General features: G+C 68.0%; 17 protein-coding genes. 1 reads left to right on the top strand and 16 read right to left on the bottom strand.

Going from position 1 to position 17,497, the window contains the following annotated elements; translation table 11 throughout:
* Positions 1–57 precede the first annotated feature (57 nt).
* The 16 genes from nuoL to BN1701_RS23875 form a co-directional block, all read right to left on the bottom strand.
* Positions 58–2,019 (bottom strand): NADH-quinone oxidoreductase subunit L, encoded by a 1,962-nt coding sequence (gene nuoL, locus BN1701_RS23800; RefSeq protein WP_369800598.1) that lies wholly within the window; start codon positions 2,017–2,019, stop codon positions 58–60.
* Positions 2,020–2,028: 9 nt separating this feature from the next.
* The gene (gene nuoK / locus BN1701_RS23805; protein ID WP_054052366.1) at positions 2,029–2,328 is read right to left on the bottom strand and encodes an NADH-quinone oxidoreductase subunit NuoK; all 300 of its coding nucleotides are present in this window, start codon (positions 2,326–2,328) and stop codon (positions 2,029–2,031) included.
* A complete protein-coding gene (locus BN1701_RS23810) occupies positions 2,325–3,158 on the bottom strand; it encodes an NADH-quinone oxidoreductase subunit J (RefSeq protein WP_067521334.1) in 834 nt (277 codons plus the stop codon). The genes nuoK and BN1701_RS23810 overlap by 4 nt, the downstream gene beginning before the upstream one ends.
* Positions 3,159–3,163: 5 nt before the next feature.
* Positions 3,164–3,709, bottom strand: coding sequence for an NADH-quinone oxidoreductase subunit NuoI (gene nuoI / locus BN1701_RS23815; protein ID WP_054052368.1), 546 nt, complete (start codon positions 3,707–3,709; stop codon positions 3,164–3,166).
* Positions 3,706–5,001, bottom strand: a complete 1,296-nt coding sequence (gene nuoH / locus BN1701_RS23820) for an NADH-quinone oxidoreductase subunit NuoH (protein ID WP_054052370.1) — start codon at positions 4,999–5,001, stop codon at positions 3,706–3,708. Before nuoH ends, nuoI begins: the two co-directional genes overlap by 4 nt.
* Positions 4,998–7,430 carry an NADH-quinone oxidoreductase subunit G gene (locus BN1701_RS23825; RefSeq protein WP_054052372.1) on the bottom strand — a complete coding sequence of 811 codons (2,433 nt, stop codon included), beginning with the start codon at positions 7,428–7,430 and terminating at the stop codon, positions 4,998–5,000. The genes nuoH and BN1701_RS23825 overlap by 4 nt, the downstream gene beginning before the upstream one ends.
* The gene (nuoF, locus tag BN1701_RS23830) at positions 7,427–8,731 is read right to left on the bottom strand and encodes an NADH-quinone oxidoreductase subunit NuoF (RefSeq protein WP_054052374.1); all 1,305 of its coding nucleotides are present in this window, start codon (positions 8,729–8,731) and stop codon (positions 7,427–7,429) included. Before nuoF ends, BN1701_RS23825 begins: the two co-directional genes overlap by 4 nt.
* The gene (gene nuoE, locus BN1701_RS23835) at positions 8,728–9,495 is read right to left on the bottom strand and encodes an NADH-quinone oxidoreductase subunit NuoE (protein ID WP_054052376.1); all 768 of its coding nucleotides are present in this window, start codon (positions 9,493–9,495) and stop codon (positions 8,728–8,730) included. The genes nuoF and nuoE overlap by 4 nt, the downstream gene beginning before the upstream one ends.
* Positions 9,492–10,817 carry an NADH-quinone oxidoreductase subunit D gene (locus tag BN1701_RS23840; RefSeq protein ID WP_054052378.1) on the bottom strand — a complete coding sequence of 442 codons (1,326 nt, stop codon included), beginning with the start codon at positions 10,815–10,817 and terminating at the stop codon, positions 9,492–9,494. Before BN1701_RS23840 ends, nuoE begins: the two co-directional genes overlap by 4 nt.
* Positions 10,814–11,572: an NADH-quinone oxidoreductase subunit C gene (locus tag BN1701_RS23845; protein WP_054052381.1), complete on the bottom strand. Its 759-nt coding sequence runs from the start codon at positions 11,570–11,572 to the stop codon at positions 10,814–10,816. The genes BN1701_RS23840 and BN1701_RS23845 overlap by 4 nt, the downstream gene beginning before the upstream one ends.
* A gap of 4 nt (positions 11,573–11,576) precedes the next feature.
* Positions 11,577–12,131 carry an NADH-quinone oxidoreductase subunit B family protein gene (locus tag BN1701_RS23850; protein WP_054052382.1) on the bottom strand — a complete coding sequence of 185 codons (555 nt, stop codon included), beginning with the start codon at positions 12,129–12,131 and terminating at the stop codon, positions 11,577–11,579.
* Positions 12,132–12,152: 21 nt separating this feature from the next.
* Entirely contained in the window at positions 12,153–12,551 is a 399-nt protein-coding gene (locus tag BN1701_RS23855) for an NADH-quinone oxidoreductase subunit A (RefSeq protein ID WP_054056080.1), read from the bottom strand.
* A gap of 393 nt (positions 12,552–12,944) precedes the next feature.
* A complete protein-coding gene (locus BN1701_RS23860) occupies positions 12,945–13,700 on the bottom strand; it encodes a phosphotransferase (RefSeq protein ID WP_157368188.1) in 756 nt (251 codons plus the stop codon).
* Positions 13,701–13,709: 9 nt separating this feature from the next.
* Complete coding sequence (locus tag BN1701_RS23865; protein ID WP_197672136.1) at positions 13,710–14,150, bottom strand: hypothetical protein; 441 nt, start codon at positions 14,148–14,150, stop codon at positions 13,710–13,712.
* Positions 14,151–14,409: 259 nt separating this feature from the next.
* Positions 14,410–15,270: a helix-turn-helix domain-containing protein gene (locus BN1701_RS23870; protein ID WP_197672137.1), complete on the bottom strand. Its 861-nt coding sequence runs from the start codon at positions 15,268–15,270 to the stop codon at positions 14,410–14,412.
* Positions 15,271–15,336: 66 nt separating this feature from the next.
* Positions 15,337–16,638, bottom strand: a complete 1,302-nt coding sequence (locus BN1701_RS23875) for a geranylgeranyl reductase family protein (protein WP_054052390.1) — start codon at positions 16,636–16,638, stop codon at positions 15,337–15,339.
* A gap of 115 nt (positions 16,639–16,753) precedes the next feature.
* Here BN1701_RS23875 and BN1701_RS23880 point away from each other — a divergent pair, with 115 nt between their 5' ends.
* A complete protein-coding gene (locus BN1701_RS23880; protein ID WP_082860014.1) occupies positions 16,754–17,485 on the top strand; it encodes a DUF4328 domain-containing protein in 732 nt (243 codons plus the stop codon).
* Positions 17,486–17,497: the final 12 nt, after the last annotated feature.

The raw sequence follows: 17,497 nt of genomic DNA on the forward strand, positions 1-17,497 counted from the left end.
TCACCCAATTGACACAGTGCTGCGACGACCAGAATCGAGCCACGAGAACTTGAGAGGTCATGCGAACCTCACCATCAACATCGCTGCCACTACCAGGATCGAGCCGCCGAGCATGGTCAGTGCGTACGACCGCACGAAGCCGGTCTGCGTGCGACGCAGGCGACCCGAGCTACCGCCGAGCGCGGCGGCGATGCCGTTGACCAGGCCGTCCACGCCGCGGTTGTCGACGTAGACCAGCGCCCGCGACAGCCAGATGCCCGGCTTGCCGACCAGGGCCTCGTTGAGGTGGTTGCCGTAGAGCTCGGCGCGCGCGGCGCGAACCGGGAACGACACCCGCGCGGGCCTGGTCACCGGCTGCTCGCCGCGGCCGAAGATCAGGAACGCGATCACCGCGCCGAGCGCGGAGATGGCCACCGTGAGGATCGCGATCATGCCGTGCGAGAGCGGGCCGTGGGTCTCGGCCAGCGGGCCCACGGTCGGCTCCAGCCAGCCCGCGAGCCGGTCGCCCAGCGCCAGGAAGGCGCCGATGCCGACCGAGCCGACGGCCAGGATGATCATCGGGATGGTCATCGTGGCACCGGACTCGTGCGGGTGGTAGTCGCGGCCGTCCTCGCTCTTGAGGTTCTCGTAGCGGGGCTTGCCGAGGAACACCAGGATCAGCAGGCGCGTCATGTAGAACGCGGTCAGCCCGGCGCCGAAGAGCGCGACGCCGCCGAAGACCCAGCCGCGCCAGCCGTGCTCGCCGAAGGCAGCGGCGATGATCGCGTCCTTGGAGAAGTAGCCGGACAGGAACGGGAAGCCGACCAGCGCGAGGTAGCCCAGCGTCCAGGTGATGAAGGTGACCGGCATCTTCTTCGCCAGGCCGCCCATCCGCCGGATGTCGCCCTCATCGTTCATGCCGTGCATGACCGAACCGGCGCCGAGGAAGAGCCCGGCCTTGAAGAAGCCGTGGGTCAGCAGGTGCATTATGCCCAGCGCGTACCCGGCCGGGCCGAGGCCGACGGCCAGGATCATGTAGCCGATCTGGCTGACCGTCGAGTAGGCCAGCACCTTCTTGAAGTCGTCGTACGCGCAGCCGATGACACAACCGATCAGCAGCGTCAGCGCACCGATGATCATCACGACGAAGCGCGCGTCCTCGGCCTGCGGCAGCGAGTAGATCGGGCTGGAGCGGGCGATGAGGTAGACGCCCGCGGTCACCATGGTCGCGGCGTGGATCAGTGCGGAGACCGGCGTCGGACCGGCCATCGCGTCAGGCAACCAGGCCTGGAGCGGGAACTGGCCGGACTTACCGCAGGCGCCGAGCAGCAGCAGGATGCCGATGGCCACGACGGTGCCGGTCGACTGCTCGCCGATCTTGTCGAAGACCACGTCGAACTGGGTGCTGCCCATCGTCTTGAACATCAGGAAGATCGCCAGGGCCAGGCCGACGTCGCCGACCCGGTTCATGATGAACGCCTTCTTGGCCGCGGTGGCCGCGAAGTCCTTGCCCTGGTACCAGCCGATGAGCAGGTAGGAGGCGAGACCGACGCCTTCCCAGCCGAAGTACAGCGTCACGAACGAGTTGCCGAGGACCAGCAGGAGCATGGCCGCGATGAACAGGTTCAGGAAGCCGAAGAAGCGGCGGCGGTCGGCGTCGGCGTTCATGTAGCCGATCGAGTAGATGTGGATCAGCGCGCCCACACCGGTGATCAGCAGCACGAACGTCAGCGACAGCGGGTCGAGCCGCAGGCCGAAGTCGATGTTGAGCGCGCCCGCCTGGATCCAGTCGAACAGGTGCAGGTTCTGCATCCGGTCGTCGGCTGCCAGCGACGTGCTGTCCAGGAAGAGGACCAGGCCGTAGGCGAACGCGGCGATGACCGTCGCGCAGCCCAGCAGGTGGCCCCACTTGTCGGTGCGCCGCCCGCCGAGCAGCAGCACGGCCGCGCCCAAGGCAGGGAGGAGGAGCAGCAGCCAGGCGGCACTCGCGGCGCCGCCTGCCTGCTGCACCTCAGCAGCGAGGTTGATCGTTCCCGTCACCGAGTCTCCCTAGTACTTCAGCAGGTTGGCGTCGTCGACCGACGCGGTCCGGCGGGTGCGGAAGATCGACATGATGATCGCCAGGCCGACCACGACCTCCGCGGCGGCCACGACCATCACGAAGAAGGCCATCACCTGCCCGTCCAGCGAGCCGTTCATCCGCGAGAAGGTCACCAGCGTCAGGTTCACGGCGTTGAGCATCAGCTCGATGCACATGAACACGACGATGGCGTTGCGGCGCACCAAGACGCCGACGGCGCCGATGGTGAACAGCAGCGCGGAGAGCAGCAAGTAGTACGACGGCGTCATGCCTTGTCCTCCTTACCGGGCGCGAGCGAACGCGCGTCCGGGCCGGGCAGCAGACCCGCCACCGCCTTGCGCTCCTCGTCGAGCTTCTCCGACGCGGTGGCCTCGATGAGCCGCGACAGCGACTCCGGGGCGACCGAGCCGTCCGGCAGCAGCGCCGGGGTGGCCACCGAGTTCGACGTGGCGAACACGCCGGGGCCGGGCAGCGGCGAAGGCCGGTCGTGCTCGCCGCGGAAGCGGGCCTCGACCAGTTCCTTCTGCGTCTTGCGGCCCTTCTGGTGCCGGTCGACGTAGCCGAGGATCATCGCGCCGACCGCGGCGACGATCAGCAGCGCCGAGGTCAGCTCGAAGGGGAACAGGTAGTCGGTGAAGATCTCGTAGCCGATGTTGTAGACGTTGCCCTTGCCGCCGTTGGCCTGCTCACCGGTGAGCCCGACCGCGCGGGCCGAGGTCAGCGACCGCGCGACCGCGGCGACCATCAGCACGGCGAGGCCGACGCCGAGCGCGCCCGCCCACAGCCGCTGCCCGCGCAGCACCTCGACCACCGAGTCCGACGAGTCGCGGCCGACGAGCATCAGCACGAACAGGAACAGCATCATGATCGCGCCGGTGTAGACGATGATCTGCACGAAGCCGAGGAACGGCGCCTGCTGCACCATGTAGAGCGCGCCAAGGCTGAGCATCGTCAGCACCAGGAACAGCGCCGAGTGCACCGCGTTGCGCGCGAACACCATGCCGAGGCCGCCCGCCAGCGCGAGCGGACCGAGGACCCAGAAGGTGACCGCCTCGCCGAGCGACACCTGGTTCGCGACCTCTTGGGCCGCCATGAGCATCGCGCTCACTTTTCCTCCCCGACCGCGTCCGGGTAGCCGTGCTTGCGGGCCAGGAACGGAGCGTTGACGTAGTAGTCCTGCTCGCTGTCACCGAGGTACATCGGGTGCGGTGGCTGCTCCATGCCCGGCAGCAGCGGCGCGAGCAGCTGCTCCTTGGTGAAGATCAGCCGCTGCCGGTCGTCGTCGGCCAGCTCGTAGTCGTTGAGCATGGTCAGCGACCGGGTCGGGCACGCCTCGATGCACAGGCCGCAGCCGATGCAGCGCAGGTAGTTGATCTGGTAGTCGGCGCCGTAGCGCTCGCCCGGGGAGTAGCGCGCGTCCTCGGTGTTGTCGCCGCCCTCGACGAAGATCGCGTCGGCCGGGCACGCCCAGGCGCACAGCTCGCAGCCGACGCACTTCTCCAGCCCGTCCGGGTGCCGGTTGAGCTGGTGGCGGCCGTGGTAGCGCGGCGCGGCCGGGGCACCGGCCTCCGGGTACTCCTCGGTGACGACCTTCTTGAACATCGTAGAGAAGGTCACTCCGAAGCCCTTCAAGGGATCGAAGACGCTCATTCTGCTTCCCTCTCACCCGCGGCCACGGCGGCGTGTTCACGCCGCGCGGCCCGGCGGACCCTCGCGGGCTTGGCGTTCTTGTCCGGGATCGACAGGTCCAGCGGCGGGATCGGGTAGCCGCCGCCGGTGACCGGCACGCGGCCCTCGTCGCGGTCGATCTTGCGCTCGGGCAGCAGGAAGCTGAGCCCGATGAGCAGCACCAGCACGACACCGCCCGCGATCAGGATCGTCTGCGGAGAGATCTCAGCCTCGTTGCGGAACGCCCGCAGCGCCACCACGAGCACGATCCAGACCAGGTTCGCCGGGACCAGGATCTTCCAGCCCAGTCGCATGAACTGGTCGTAGCGCAGGCGGGGCAGCGTGCCGCGCAGCCAGATGAAGACGAACAGCAGGATCCATGTCTTGCCGAAGAACCACAGCAGCGGCCACCAGCCGGTATTGAACATGTTGTCGCCGATGGCCGAGATGGGCCACGGCGCCATGTACCCGCCGAGGAACAGCGTGGTGCAGAACGCGGAGACGATGACCATGTTGACGTACTCGGCGAGGAAGAACAGGGCGAACTTCATCGAGCTGTACTCGGTGTGGAAGCCGCCGACCAGCTCCGACTCGGCCTCGGGGAGGTCGAAGGGGGCTCGGTTGGTCTCGCCGACCATGGAGATGCAGTAGATGAGGAAGCTCGGGATCAACAGGTAGAAATACCAGCCGGTGGATTGCGCGTCGACGATGTCACCGGTGGACAGCGACCCGGTGTAGAGGATGACCGCGACGATCGACAGCCCCATCGCGATCTCGTAGGAGATCACCTGGGCCGCCGAGCGCAGACCGCCGAGCAGCGGGTACGGCGAGCCGGAGGCCCAACCCGCGAGCACGATGCCGTAGACGCCCAGCGAGGAGCAGGCCAGCACCACGAGCACGCCGACCGGCAGGTCGACCAGCTGCAACACCGTGCGCTCGCCGAAGATCGAGACCTCGGGGCCGAACGGGATGACGGTGAAGGCCAGGAACGCGGGGATCACCGAGATGATCGGCGCCAGGAAGTAGACCTTCCGGTCGGCCGTGTCGGGGATGATCTGTTCCTTGAACGGCAGCTTGATCGCGTCCGCGATGGACTGGAACCAGCCGTTCGGACCGACCCGGTTGGGGCCGGGGCGGTGCTGCATCCTGGCGACGATCTTGCGCTCCAGAATGATCATCGCCATGGTCGCGACCGCGCCGAGCAGCAGCAGCACGACGGCCTTGATCAGGATGAGCCAGATCGGGTCGTCGGCCAGGAGTTGGGCCCTGGTCATGCGTTCCCTCCAGGTGCGATGGCGACCGGACTGCCGTGGCCTGCGCCGAGAACGGCGCGGACAGCGGACTCGCCGGAGTTGCCGGGCAGCCAGACCACGCCGTCGGGCAGGTCGGCGACCTCGACCGGCACGGTGATCGTGCCGCGGTCGGTGCTGACCTTGACGGTGTCGGTGACCCCGTTGTCAGACGCGGTCTTGCTCGACAGGCGGGCCACGACCGGGCGGGCGGTGCCCGCCAGGTTCGGCTCGTCGTCCTGCAGCGAGCCGTTGTCGAGCAGCATCCGCCAGGTCGCCAGCCGGACCGAGCCGTTGCCCGCGACCGGGGTCGCGGTCGGCGCCGTGCCCGTGCGGACCACGACCGGCAGGCGGGCCAGGTCCGCGGCCGATGCGGCCGGGGTCTGGGTGAACAGGTCGACGTCCATCTCCACGGCCAGCGAGTCCAGGACCCGGCCGTCTGACATCGCGCCCGTGCCTTCGAGGGTGCTGACGAACTCGCGTCGGCGGCCCTCCCAGTTCAGGTAGCTGCCCGCCTTCTCCACCGACGGCGCGATGGGCAGGACGACGTCGGCCTTCGCGGTGACCGCGCTGTGCCGGAGTTCGAGGCTGACCACGAAGCCCGCCGTGTCGAGCGCGCGCTCGGCCAGCGCCGGGTCGGTCAGGTCGAGCGGGTCGACACCGCCGACGACCAGCGCGTCGAGCCGACCGTTCGCGGCGGCGGCGATGATCGCGTCGCCGTCGCGGCCGGGCTGGGTGGGCAGTGCGCCGGGCGCCAGGCCCCACGCCTGCTCGACCTCGGCGCGCGCGGCGGCGTCGGTGACCAGGCGGCCACCGGGCAGCAGCGTGGGCGCCGCACCCGTGTCGAGCGCGCCGCGCTCACCGGCGCGGCGCGGGATCCACGCGAGCTTGGCGCTGGTCGACGCCGCCAACCGCAGCGCGGCGCTGAGCAGGCCGGGGACCTGCGCGGCACGCTCGCCGACCAGGATCACCGCCCCTTCAGCGGACAACGCGGACGTGACGTCGGGGGCGTGCTCGGCCAGACCGTCCAGGGCCGCCGCCTCGCCGCCGGGCGCGGTGGCGAGCAGGGTGCCGAAGGTCTTCTCGACGCTCGGGCTGGTCCACTGTCCGATGTGGAAGACCTTGGTCTTGCCCTTGCGTGCCGCCTTGCGCAGCCGCAGGAACACGATCGGGGCTTCCTCTTCCGGTTCGAAGGCCACGCAGAGAACAGCGGGGGCCTTCTCGATGCCCTTGAAGGTGACGCCGGTCTCCGGCGTCGTCCCGACCACAGTGGACGCGAGGAAGTCGAGTTCCTCGGCGGAGTGCGGACGGGCGCGGAAGTCGATGTCGTTGGTGCGCAGCGCGATGCGGGCGAACTTGGCGTAGGCGTAGGCGTCCTCGACGGTCAGGCGACCGCCGGTGAGCACCGCGGCACCCTTGCCCGCGACCGCCTTGGCCAGACCATCGGCCGCGAGCTGCAGCGCGTCGGTCCAGCTGGTCTCGACGAGCTCACCGGTCTTCGCGTCGCGCACCATCGGCCGGGTGATCCGGTCGGCGGCGGTGGCGTAGCGGAAGGCGAAGCGGCCCTTGTCGCAGATCCACTCCTCGTTGACCTCGGGGTCGTCACCCGCGAGCTTGCGGGTGACCTTGCCGCGGCGCGAGTCGGTGCGCTCGGCGCAGCCCGACGAGCAGTGTTCGCACACGCTCGGGGTGGACACCAGGTCGAACGGGCGGGACCGGAACCGGTAGGCCGCGCTGGTCAGCGCGCCGACCGGGCAGATCTGGATGGTGTTGCCGGAGAAGTAGCTCTGGAAGGGCTTCTCCTCGGCGATGCCGATCTGTTGCTGGGCGCCGCGTTCGAGCAGTTCGATGAACGGGTCGCCCGCGATCTGCGCCGAGAACCGGGTGCAGCGCTGGCAGAGCACGCAGCGCTCGCGGTCGAGGAGCACCTGGGTGCTGATCGCCAGTGGCTTCGGGAAGGTCCGCTTGGTCTCGTGGAAGCGCGAGTCCGTGCGGCCGTTCGACATCGCCTGGTTCTGCAGGGGGCATTCGCCGCCCTTGTCGCAGATCGGGCAGTCGAGCGGGTGGTTGATGAGCAGCAGCTCCATCACACCCTGCTGCGCCTTGTCGGCGACCGGGGAGCTGAGCTGGGTCTTGACCACCATGTCGTCGCCGACGGTCATCGTGCACGAGGCCTGCGGCTTCGGCATGGGCCGTCCGCCCATCTCGACCTCGACGAGGCACTGGCGGCAGGCACCGGCGGGTTCGAGCAGCGGGTGGTCGCAGAACCGGGGGATCTGGATGCCCAGCCGCTCGGCGGTGCGGATGATCAGTTCGCCCTTGGGCGCGATCACCTCGGCACCGTCGATGGTCAGCCGCACGTGCCCTTCGGGAACGGGGGCTTTCTCGACCGCGTTCTCGGGCGCGATGGTCATGAGTGCGCTCCTGCCAGTGCGTGCGCGCCGACCCTGTTCTTCTCGCACAGGGCCAGGAATTCGTCGCGGAAGTACTTGATGCCGCTGGTGATCGGGCTGACCGCGCCGTCACCGAGCGCGCAGAACGACCGGCCGAGGATGTTGTCGCAGATGTCGAGCAGCGTGTCGATGTCCGACGGCGTGCCCTCGCCCGCGTTCATCCGCTCCAGGATGCCGGTGAGCCAGTAGGTGCCCTCGCGGCACGGGGTGCACTTGCCGCAGGACTCGTGCTCGTAGAACTGCGTCCACTTCATGACCGCCCACGGCACGGACACGGTCTCGTTGAAGACCATGACCGCGGTCGTGCCCAGCATCGAACCGGCTTCCGCCGCGCCTTCGAAGTCCAGGGGGACGTCGAGGTGTTCGGCGGTGAACATCGGCGTGGACGAGCCACCCGGGGTCCAGAACTTCAGCGGGACGCCGTCCTTCATGCCGCCCGCGAGTTCGAGGAGTTCCCGCAGCGTGGTGCCCAACGGGGCCTCGTACTGGCCCGGCTTCTCCACGTGCCCGGAGATCGAGTAGATCTTGGGGCCGGGGGACTTCTCGGTGCCCATCGTGCGGAACCAGTCGGAGCCGCCGTTGACGATGAACGGCACGCTGGCGATGGTCTCGACGTTGTTCACCGTGGTCGGCGCGGCGTAGAGACCGGCTGCTGCGGGGAACGGCGGCTTGAGTCGCGGCTGGCCGCGGCGGCCCTCCAGCGAGTCGAGCAGCGCGGTCTCCTCACCGCAGATGTAGGCGCCCGCGCCCGCGTGCACGGTGATCTCCAGGTCGAACCCGGAGCCGAGGATGTCCTTGCCGAGGTAGCCAGCGGCGTGCGCCTCGCGAACCGCCGCGTTGAGGCGGCGGATGCAGTGCAGGGCCTCGCCGCGCACATAGATGAAGCAGTGGTGCGACCGCATCGCGTACGAGGCGATGATGCAGCCCTCGATCAGCGAGTGCGGGTCGGCCATCATCAGCGGGATGTCCTTGCACGTGCCCGGCTCGCCCTCGTCGGCGTTGATCACCAGGTAGTGCGGCTTGTCCTCGTTGGGCGGCATGAACGACCATTTGATGCCCGCGGGGAAACCCGCGCCACCGCGGCCGCGCAGGCCGGAGTCCTTCACCAGCTGGACGAGCTGCTCAGGCGTGCCCGCGAGCGCCTTGCGCAGCGCGGTGTAGCCCTCGAGCTGCTCATAGGTCTTGATCGACCACGACAGCGGGGACAGCCAGCGCTTGGTGAGCACCGGGGTGACCGGCGCGGGCTTGTTGGGGGAACTCATTTCGCGGGAACCTCCGGCAGCGGCGGGTTCGGCATCGCCGGAGCGGTCCAGCCGCTCTCCTCGGCGAGTTTCGCGCCGCGCAGCGTCTCCACGGCGGCGGACGGACCGTCCACAGTGGCGCGATAGTCGGCGTCGTCCTCCGGGAAGAACCCGGCCAGCTCCAGCTCCGCGGTGCGGAAGTCGCGCAGCGGGGCGCCGCGGGTCGGCTGCGGCTTCTCGCCGGAGCGCAGGGCGTTCACCAGCGTGACAGCCGACTCGGGGGTCTGGTTGTCGAAGAACTCGTAGTTGACCTGGATGACCGGGCCGAGGTCGCAGGCGGCCAGGCACTCGGCGTGCTCCAGCGTGATCGAGCCAGGCGCCCCCGGCTCCCCCGCGGTCTCGTTGTGACCGAGGCGTTTGCCGTCGGCGCCCAGGTGCTCGCCGAGCGTCTTGTAGATCTCGTCGCCGCCCAGCACCGCGCACAAGGTGTTGGTGCAGACGCTGACGAGGTGCTCGCCGCAGGTCTTGCGCTTGTACATGGTGTAGAACGTCGCGACCGCGCTGACCTCGGCGGCGGACAGGTCGAGCAGGCCGGCGCAGAACTCGATGCCCGCCTGGCTGACCTTGCCCTCGACCGACTGCACCAGGTGCAGCATCGGCAGCAGCGCCGACCGCGACTGGGGGTAGCGCGCGATGATCGCTTGCGCCTTCTCGACGGTGTCGGCACCGAACACGGCACCGTCCGCTGTGGACTCGGCGGTGACCTCGACGGCTTCGGCGCTCATCGGTCACACCCTCCCATCACGGGGTCGATCGAGGCGACGGCCGCGATCACGTCGGCGACCATGCTGCCCTCGGACATGGCGGGCATCGCCTGCAGGTTGACGAAACTTGGTTCGCGCACGTGCACGCGCAGCGGGCGGGTGCCGCCGTCGGAGACCAGGTGGTAACCCAGTTCGCCGCGCGGGGACTCCACCGGCACGTACACCTGGCCCGCCGGGACCTTGAAGCCCTCGGTGACCAGCTTGAAGTGGTGGATCAGCGACTCCATCGACTGACCCATGATCTTGGCGACGTGCGCGGTGGAGTTGCCCATGCCGTCGTTGCCGATGCTGAGCTTCGCGGGCCAGGCGATCTTCTGGTCCTCGACCATGACCGGGCCCGGCTCCAGCTTCTTGAGGCACTGGGCGACGATCTTGAGCGACTGGTGCATCTCCTCCACCCGCAGCAGGTAGCGCGCGTACGCGTCGGCCGCGGTCGAGGTCGGGACCTCGAAGTCGTACTCCTCGTAGCCCAGGTACGGCTCGGTCTTGCGCAGGTCCCAGGCCAGGCCCGCCGAACGCAGGATCGGGCCGGTGATGCCGAGCGCGAGGCACGCGTCGACCGGCAGGTAGCCGATGCCGATGAGGCGGTTCTTCCAGATCGGCTGGCCGGTCAGCAGCTTGTCGTAGTCCGGCAGCCGCGAGTCCATGACCTTGAGGAAGTCGACGGTCTTCTGGTGGTAGTCCGCCGGGAGGTCCTGCGCGAGACCGCCGGGACGGATGAACGCGTGGTTCATCCGCAGGCCGGTCAGGTGCTCCAGCAGGTGCAGGACTTCCTCGCGCTCGCGGAAGCCCGCGGTCATCGCCGTCAGGGAGCCAAGCTCCATGCCGCCGGTGGCCAGCGCGACCAGGTGCGAGCCGATCCGGTTGAGCTCCAGCAGCATGACCCGGATGACCTGCGCGCGGCGCGGCGCCTCGATGCCGAGGAGCTTCTCGATCGCCATGCAGTAGGCGGCCTCGTTGGACAGCGGCGCCAGGTAGTCCATGCGGGTCACGAAGGTGACGCCCTGGGTCCAGGTGCGGTATTCGCAGTTCTTCTCGATGCCGGTGTGCAGGTAGCCGATCACCGAGCGGGCCTGGGTGACCGTCTCGCCCTCGAGTTCGAGGACCAGGCGCAGCACGCCGTGCGTCGACGGGTGCTGCGGGCCCAGGTTGATGATGATGCGCTCGTCGTGGATCGCGTCATCGAGCACGGTGTCCCAGTCGCCGCCGGTGACCGTGTAGACGCGGCCCTCGGTGGTCTCCCTGGACTCGGCGACCGTCGCTGTGTCGTCGCTGGTGGTCACGAGTACGACCTCCGCTGGTCCGGCGGAGGAATCTCCGCGCCCTTGTACTCCACGGGAATCCCGCCGAGCGGGTAGTCCTTGCGCTGCGGGTGGCCGTCCCAGTCGTCCGGCATGAGGATCCGGGTCAGCGCCGGGTGTCCGTCGTAGACGATGCCGAACATGTCCCAGGCCTCGCGTTCCTGCCAGTCGGCGGTCGGGTAGACCTCGACCACGGAGGGCACGTGCGGGTCCTCGATGTCGAGGGCCACCTCCAGCCGGATGCGGCGGCGGAACGTCATCGACGTCAGGTGGTAGACGGAGTGCAGGCGTTGCGGAATGTCCACGCCGTAGTCCACACCGGACACCGAGCTGCACAGCTCGAAGCGCAGGGCGGGCTCGTCGCGCAGCGTCCAGCACAGGGCGAGCAGGTGCTCGCGGGCGACGTAGAAGGTGATCTCGCCGCGGTCGACGGTGACCTGCTGGATCGCGGTGGCCGGGATCTGCCGGGTGGCCATGGCGGCGCCGAGGTCGTCGGCCAGCTCGTCGAACCAGCCGCCGTAGGGGCGCTCGGCCGGGGCCGGGCTGTAGACCGGGAGGACCAAGCCGCCGAAGCCGGAGGTGTCGCCGGTGCCCTCGACCTGGAACATGCCGGTCCGGGCCTTGCCGGCGACGACCGGCTCTTGGTGGTCGGCGGGTGCGGCCAGGGTGGTGTCGGGTTCCTGGCCGGGCTCGGGAGCGCTGGAGCCTTCGCCGCCTGTGGTGGGTTCGTCAGCCATGTTTCTACTTCTTCTTCGGCGCGTACTTGATGGAGGACGCGATCAGCTCGGTGCGCTCGCCACTGGCCGCGCGGATCGCCGCGCGCGTGGCGTTGATCGGCTCGTCCTGGATCTTGGCGTGCAGCTTGAGGATCGCGTCGAGCAGCATCTCCGGGCGCGGCGGACAGCCGGGCAGGTACATGTCGACCGGCACGATGTGGTCGACACCCTGGACGACGGCGTAGTTGTTGAACATGCCGCCGGACGAGGCACACACGCCCATCGCCAGCACCCAGCGCGGCTCGGCCATCTGGTCGTAGATCTGGCGCAGCACCGGGGCCATCTTGTTGGTGACCCGGCCCGCGACGATCATCAGGTCGGCCTGGCGCGGGGAGGCGCGGAAGGCCTCCATGCCGAAGCGTGCGATGTCATAGCGCGGACCACCGGTGGTCATCATCTCGATGGCACAGCAGGCCAGGCCGAACGTGGCAGGCCACAGGGAGTTCTTGCGGCCCCAGTTGACCAGCTTTTCCAGGCTGGCCAACATGATTCCGTTGGGAAGCTTCTCCTCGATACCCATGACGTCTGCCTCCTTCCCCCGTCAGTTCCAGTCGAGGCCGCCGCGCCGCCACACATAGGCGTACGCGAAGCCGACTGTCGCGATGAACAAGAAGATCTCCACCAGGCCGAACAGGCCGAGGGCGTCCGCCGAGACCGCGAACGGGTAGAGGAACACCATTTCGATGTCGAACAGGATGAACAGCATCGCCGTGAGGTAGTAGGCCACCGGCACCCGGCCGCCGCCGACGACGGGCTGCGGGGACGGCTCGATGCCGCACTCGTATGCCTCGAACTTGGCCCGGTTGTAGCGACTCGGGCCGAGCAGCGGACCGAGCAGCGCGGAGAACACCGCGAAGCCCGCGGCCAGGACGAACATCACGACCAACGGGAAGTAGATCCCCAGTCCCGACGACACGTCCGCTGTTTGTGCTTGGAGCATCGACACCGCCGCTGTCCTTTCCCCGCCGCTCACGGCCGGAACCCTATGGGTCCTCGGTCACACCCAAATCGGTTAGGGCGACCTAACTAATTCGGGTGACGTTTGTGAAAACATTCACAAGCGAGACCGCTCGGCTGTGAAGGGCTTCACAAGTAATCAGGGGCAGTCTAGGACCTGGCTCACAGCGCGAAACTCGGCCCCCTTGGCAACTCTCCGTGAACAAGTGATGTCCACGACAGACGTACTGAAAGGGCCTTGACCAGCGCTAACAGCCCGCTAGCGGAAGCGAATCCTTGTTACTGGACGGTAGTGCGGGATTGGTTCAGCTGGCTGTTCCACGAACTCGCGAACAGCCTGCACGACAACAGCCCGCTGGCGCGGGCTGACCTTTTGTTACCGGACGGTTGAGAGCCAGGTTCGATAGGCCAGCCACGCGTCGCGAATCGGGGCTGCGTTCCGTTCCGCGACGGCCGCTCGAATCTCGGCATACGCACGGACGCCTGCACGCGGGGCATCCCGCCACGCCGGTATGTGCTGCGCCCATTCCTCAGCTTCAGCCGGATCGTGACCCGATTGGATCAGGCGCACGACCAGCGTGACCGTGTCTAGCCATGGTGCTCCGACGCTCGGCCATCCCCAGTCCACCACCCACGTCTGATCACTCGCCACGAGGAAGTTCTCCGGGGTGAGGTCCGTGTGTACGAGGAAGTCGCCGCGCAGCAAGGCCAGTGACTCCGGGGTCGCGAACCGAGCCCACCTGTTTTCCACCGGGAGCACCGGCAGGTCAGGACACCGAACAAGCGAGATCCGATGCGCCGCGTCGGCAACCCGCCCAAGATCGGATGAACTCGGCGCGAGACTGACATGCCGTCCGTCGACGTGCTCGAACGCGAGGATGAACCAGGATTCGATGGTCTCCTGCCAGAGCATCCGGGGCGCGATCACGGGCAAGTAAGGCTGGACTCGACCTTCGATCATGGCCCGCTCGCCCCGCGCACCCTTGACGAACACGCGCCCAGACCGGGTGGTCAGGGCCAAAGCGATCTCCGCGGCCCCACCAGACACCGGGGCCGAGGAGACCACTCCACCTGTCCTGCGGTCGATCACATCACGAACCGCGGGCGGCAGTTGATTCCACGTGACTCGCACGAAATGAGCCTAGGGACTGTCATAGCAACCCGCGTGACACTGGTTGCAGTCCGCGGCATCGACTCTCCACAGTTCCTCATCGACCCGGTATCCGGTCGCGCGCAGAGCGACCATCGTCCGCTCCAACGCCTCACCCGTCCGGATGTCGTCGGTACGAATCGGGTTGTGGTGAACGAACCGGCCTGCGACAGCTTCACAGAAGCACGCGTACTCGTAGGTGTGCAGGACGAACGTGTGCCATCCACCGTCCACGGCTTTGGACGGCGACAGCAGGACATCGGGGTTGTCCGCGCATGCCTTCAGGAAGACAAGGGTTTGTTCGAGCACCCTCGTCGCCAGGTCGGCCGACAACAGCTCATCCTCGGTGATCCGGGAGACAAGCCGATCGAACAGTGCCCCATCGATCAACTGGCGAGGTTCGGCGGTGGCGAGCACGGCGGCCATGGTCATCACACCCGGTCCGCGACGAACAGCCGCCAAATCTTCCACCCAAACACTTGTCTGCACCGCTCCCATGGTCGACCTCCCACTCAATCCATTGTCGAACGGATGGATCCGCTCTGACCATGAAAATTACGAAGAGAGGCTCCGCGAGCCCAGAGCCGCCGCAGGGGCCATCCGCTATGCGGCCCGAATCTCGTCCATCAGCATTCGCAGGGTCAGACTGTGTCGTTCAGGGGGCAACGCGGCAAGAGCGGCCTCACCGTGCTCAACCCCGCCGTCGCGGTCCCCCGCACGCACCATCATCACTCCCAGTCTTGTCGAAGACCCTGCGCCCTTCGGCGAGCAATTCCCGCGCCGCGCCGAAATCCCCACGAAGGGCAGCGGCATGTGCCTTTCCCATGACGGCGTTCAGCAGCCCGATTGACGGCTTGTCGCTGATCTGGAGCGCCTGTTCGGCGAACATGTCGGCGATCCCGAGCGACGCTCCTTCATAACCCAACGCGATTGCGGCCCTGCCGCGAACCCACACCCTGGTATCGATGTTCTCGGAGCGGTCCGCTGCGATTACAGCGTTCCGATACCAGGTGACCGCCTTTGAGCCGTCCGCGCCGGGGAATGTCTTCGCGAAGAGAGTCATCAGCTTGGCGACGATCTCCCACATCCGAGATGAATCCAATTGCTGCTGTGCGACCACGAGGTCGCCCGCTAGCCTGCGCTGTATCTCCGCTGCGCCTTCGGTCATATAGTCGGTGCCGTAGGTCGCCAATCGGTCTCGCCATGCCTCGATGTCCGGGCCGCCACCTCTGAGCGCCGCATCGAATCCGTGAGCTATGAGATCGGACGCGATGACAGGAGCTATCGCCGTGGCGGCTAATGAGCTGATGAAAGCACGGCGATCCACTTTCGCTCCCTCCAGCACCTGACGGGGCACTTCGAGGACCGCCGCCAACTGTGCCAACCAATACGGCCCGGGAGTTCGTTTCCCCCGCTCCCACCGGGACACGTCCTCCCTGGTCGCGGTCGCGTGTCCAGAGGCTTCGCACAACTCGTCAGCCAGTCGCGCCTGCGACCACCCCAAGGACGTTCGCAGCTCACGGACCAGCGCTCCGACGGCGTTTGAACTCACCTATCCATCTTGGCGGTCACGGTGCCAGTTCGGGAGCCGATCCGTAGGGGCCAATCCCGGGGCCATTCACCGGACCGTCGGGGCGATGCGGGTGGCCGCGGTGATCACGCGGTCGAAAGCGTCGCCATCCTTGGGGTCGTAGAGGCCTGCGAGGAGCTTGAGGACGAGCTTCATCATCGTCTTGCGAGGTAGGCCGTACTTGGTGGCCGCACGCATCACCGCGGGGTTGCCGATGAGCTTGGAGAAGATGTTGCCCAGCCGGTAGTAGCTGCCCAGCGCCTCCCGCAGCGCGACCGGGTAGCCGTGCAGGGCCTTCTCCCGCGCGGGTCCCTCGGCGCGGGCCATGGCCTGCACGACGCACTCGGCGGCGAGCCTGGCCGACTCCATCGCGTAGCCGATGCCTTCGCCGTTGAACGGGTTGACCAGCCCGCCCGCGTCGCCGACGAGCAGCAGGCCGGGGCGGTAGTGCGGGGTGCGGTTGAAGCCCATCGGCAGCGCGGCGCCGCCGACCTTGCCGATGGCGTTGTGTTCGCGGAAGCCCCACTCCTCGGGGGTGCCGTCCAACCAGGACCGCATGAGCTTGCGGTAGTCGGTGCTGCCGAACGCCTTCGACGTCGACAGGATGCCCAGGCCGACGTTGACCGTGCCGTCGCCCATGCCGAAGATCCAGCCGTAGCCGGGCAGCAGCACGGGGTTGGCGGGGTCGGACCTGTCCCACAGCTCCAGGTGGGACTCCAGGTAGTCGTCCTTGCTGCGCGGGCTGGCGTAGTAGCGGCGGACGGCGACGCCCATCGGCCTGCTGTCGATCTTCTCCAGCCCGACCGACAGCGCCAGCCGCGCGGAGACGCCGTCGCAGGCCAGCACGATCGGGGCGCGGTAGGTGACCGGGGTCTTCTCCTTGCCCACCTTCGCCTCGACGCCGACCACCCGGCCGGTGCGCTCGTCGGTGACCGCGCCGGTGACCGTGGTCTCCTCGGTGAGCCGAGCACCCGCGCGCTGGGCGGTGCGGGCGAGCATCTCGTCGAAGTCCTGGCGGGGCCGGACCACGCCGTAAGGCGGGAACGACGCCAGGTCGGGCCAGTCGAGTTCGAGGGTGACCCCACCGCCGACGACGCGCAGGCCCTTGTTGTGCAGCCAGCCCGCCTCTTCGCGGGTGTCGATCCCCAGATCGATGAGCTGCTTGACCCCACGCGGGGTGAGCCCGTCGCCGCAGACCTTCTCGCGCGGGAAGGTGCCCTTCTCCAGGAGCAGCACGTCAAGCCCGGCCCTGGCCAGGTAGGTCGCCGCGGTGGATCCGGCGGGCCCGGCGCCCACCACGATGACCTCGGCGTCCTCGCCCGCCCGGCGGCGGCTGATCGAAGTGCTCATCGCGCTCCTTGTGAAAGCCTTCACGTTCTTGCCCCCGAGTCTAGAGGGGTGAAACGGAACACCCGCCGTGTCCGATATCTCGCGGACTCACCGGTCCGTCTCCTGGGGGAGAAACATGTCTGTGCCCGCCATGCCCTACGACCCGCCTATCCGCCGCATCACGCTGCTGCCGATACGCGCGTGGAGCGTCGTCTCGGCGGTCCTTGTCGCGGCCACGACAGTGATGGCGCTGATCGTCGCCTGGGCGACGTGGGACTCGTATTTCCTGGCCCAGCGCTTCCTGTGGAACGACCCAGGGGTGAGCGCGTTCGACCTGTATGCCGCCGACGACCGCATCGTCCGGCTCACCCTGATCTACCTGTTCGCCCTCGCGATCTCGGGCGTCATCTTCATCACCTGGCTCTACCGCGCCCGCAAGAACTCGGAGATCCTCTGTGACGCCGAGCACCGCCGCTCCCGCCGCTGGCTGATCGGCGCGTGGTTCGTCCCGATCGTGAACCTGTGGTTCCCGTTCCAGGTCGTGTCCGACATCTGGAAGGCCAGCAACCCGGATACCCGGCGGCGACTGGTGGACTTGCGGTCGGACGGTCTCGACGAGCTGAAGTTCGTCCCCGGCAGCGGACTGGTCGCCCTGTGGTGGGGCTGTATGGCGACCGGCCTCGCGATCGACCGGTTCGTGGCACCCCAGCTGCTCGACGCGGAAAACCCGACGATCGAGCAGTTCCAGGCCTTGGCGGTGGCGGAGACCATCTCGTTGACCCTGATGGCGGCGGCCGGGGTCCTGGTGATCCTGGTCATGCGCCAGATCGTCCAATGGCAGGAACTCGCCCGCGTACCCGCGTCGTAACCTGAAACGGGC

This window comes from Alloactinosynnema sp. L-07 (assembly GCF_900070365.1).
Classification (GTDB): domain Bacteria; phylum Actinomycetota; class Actinomycetes; order Mycobacteriales; family Pseudonocardiaceae; genus Actinokineospora.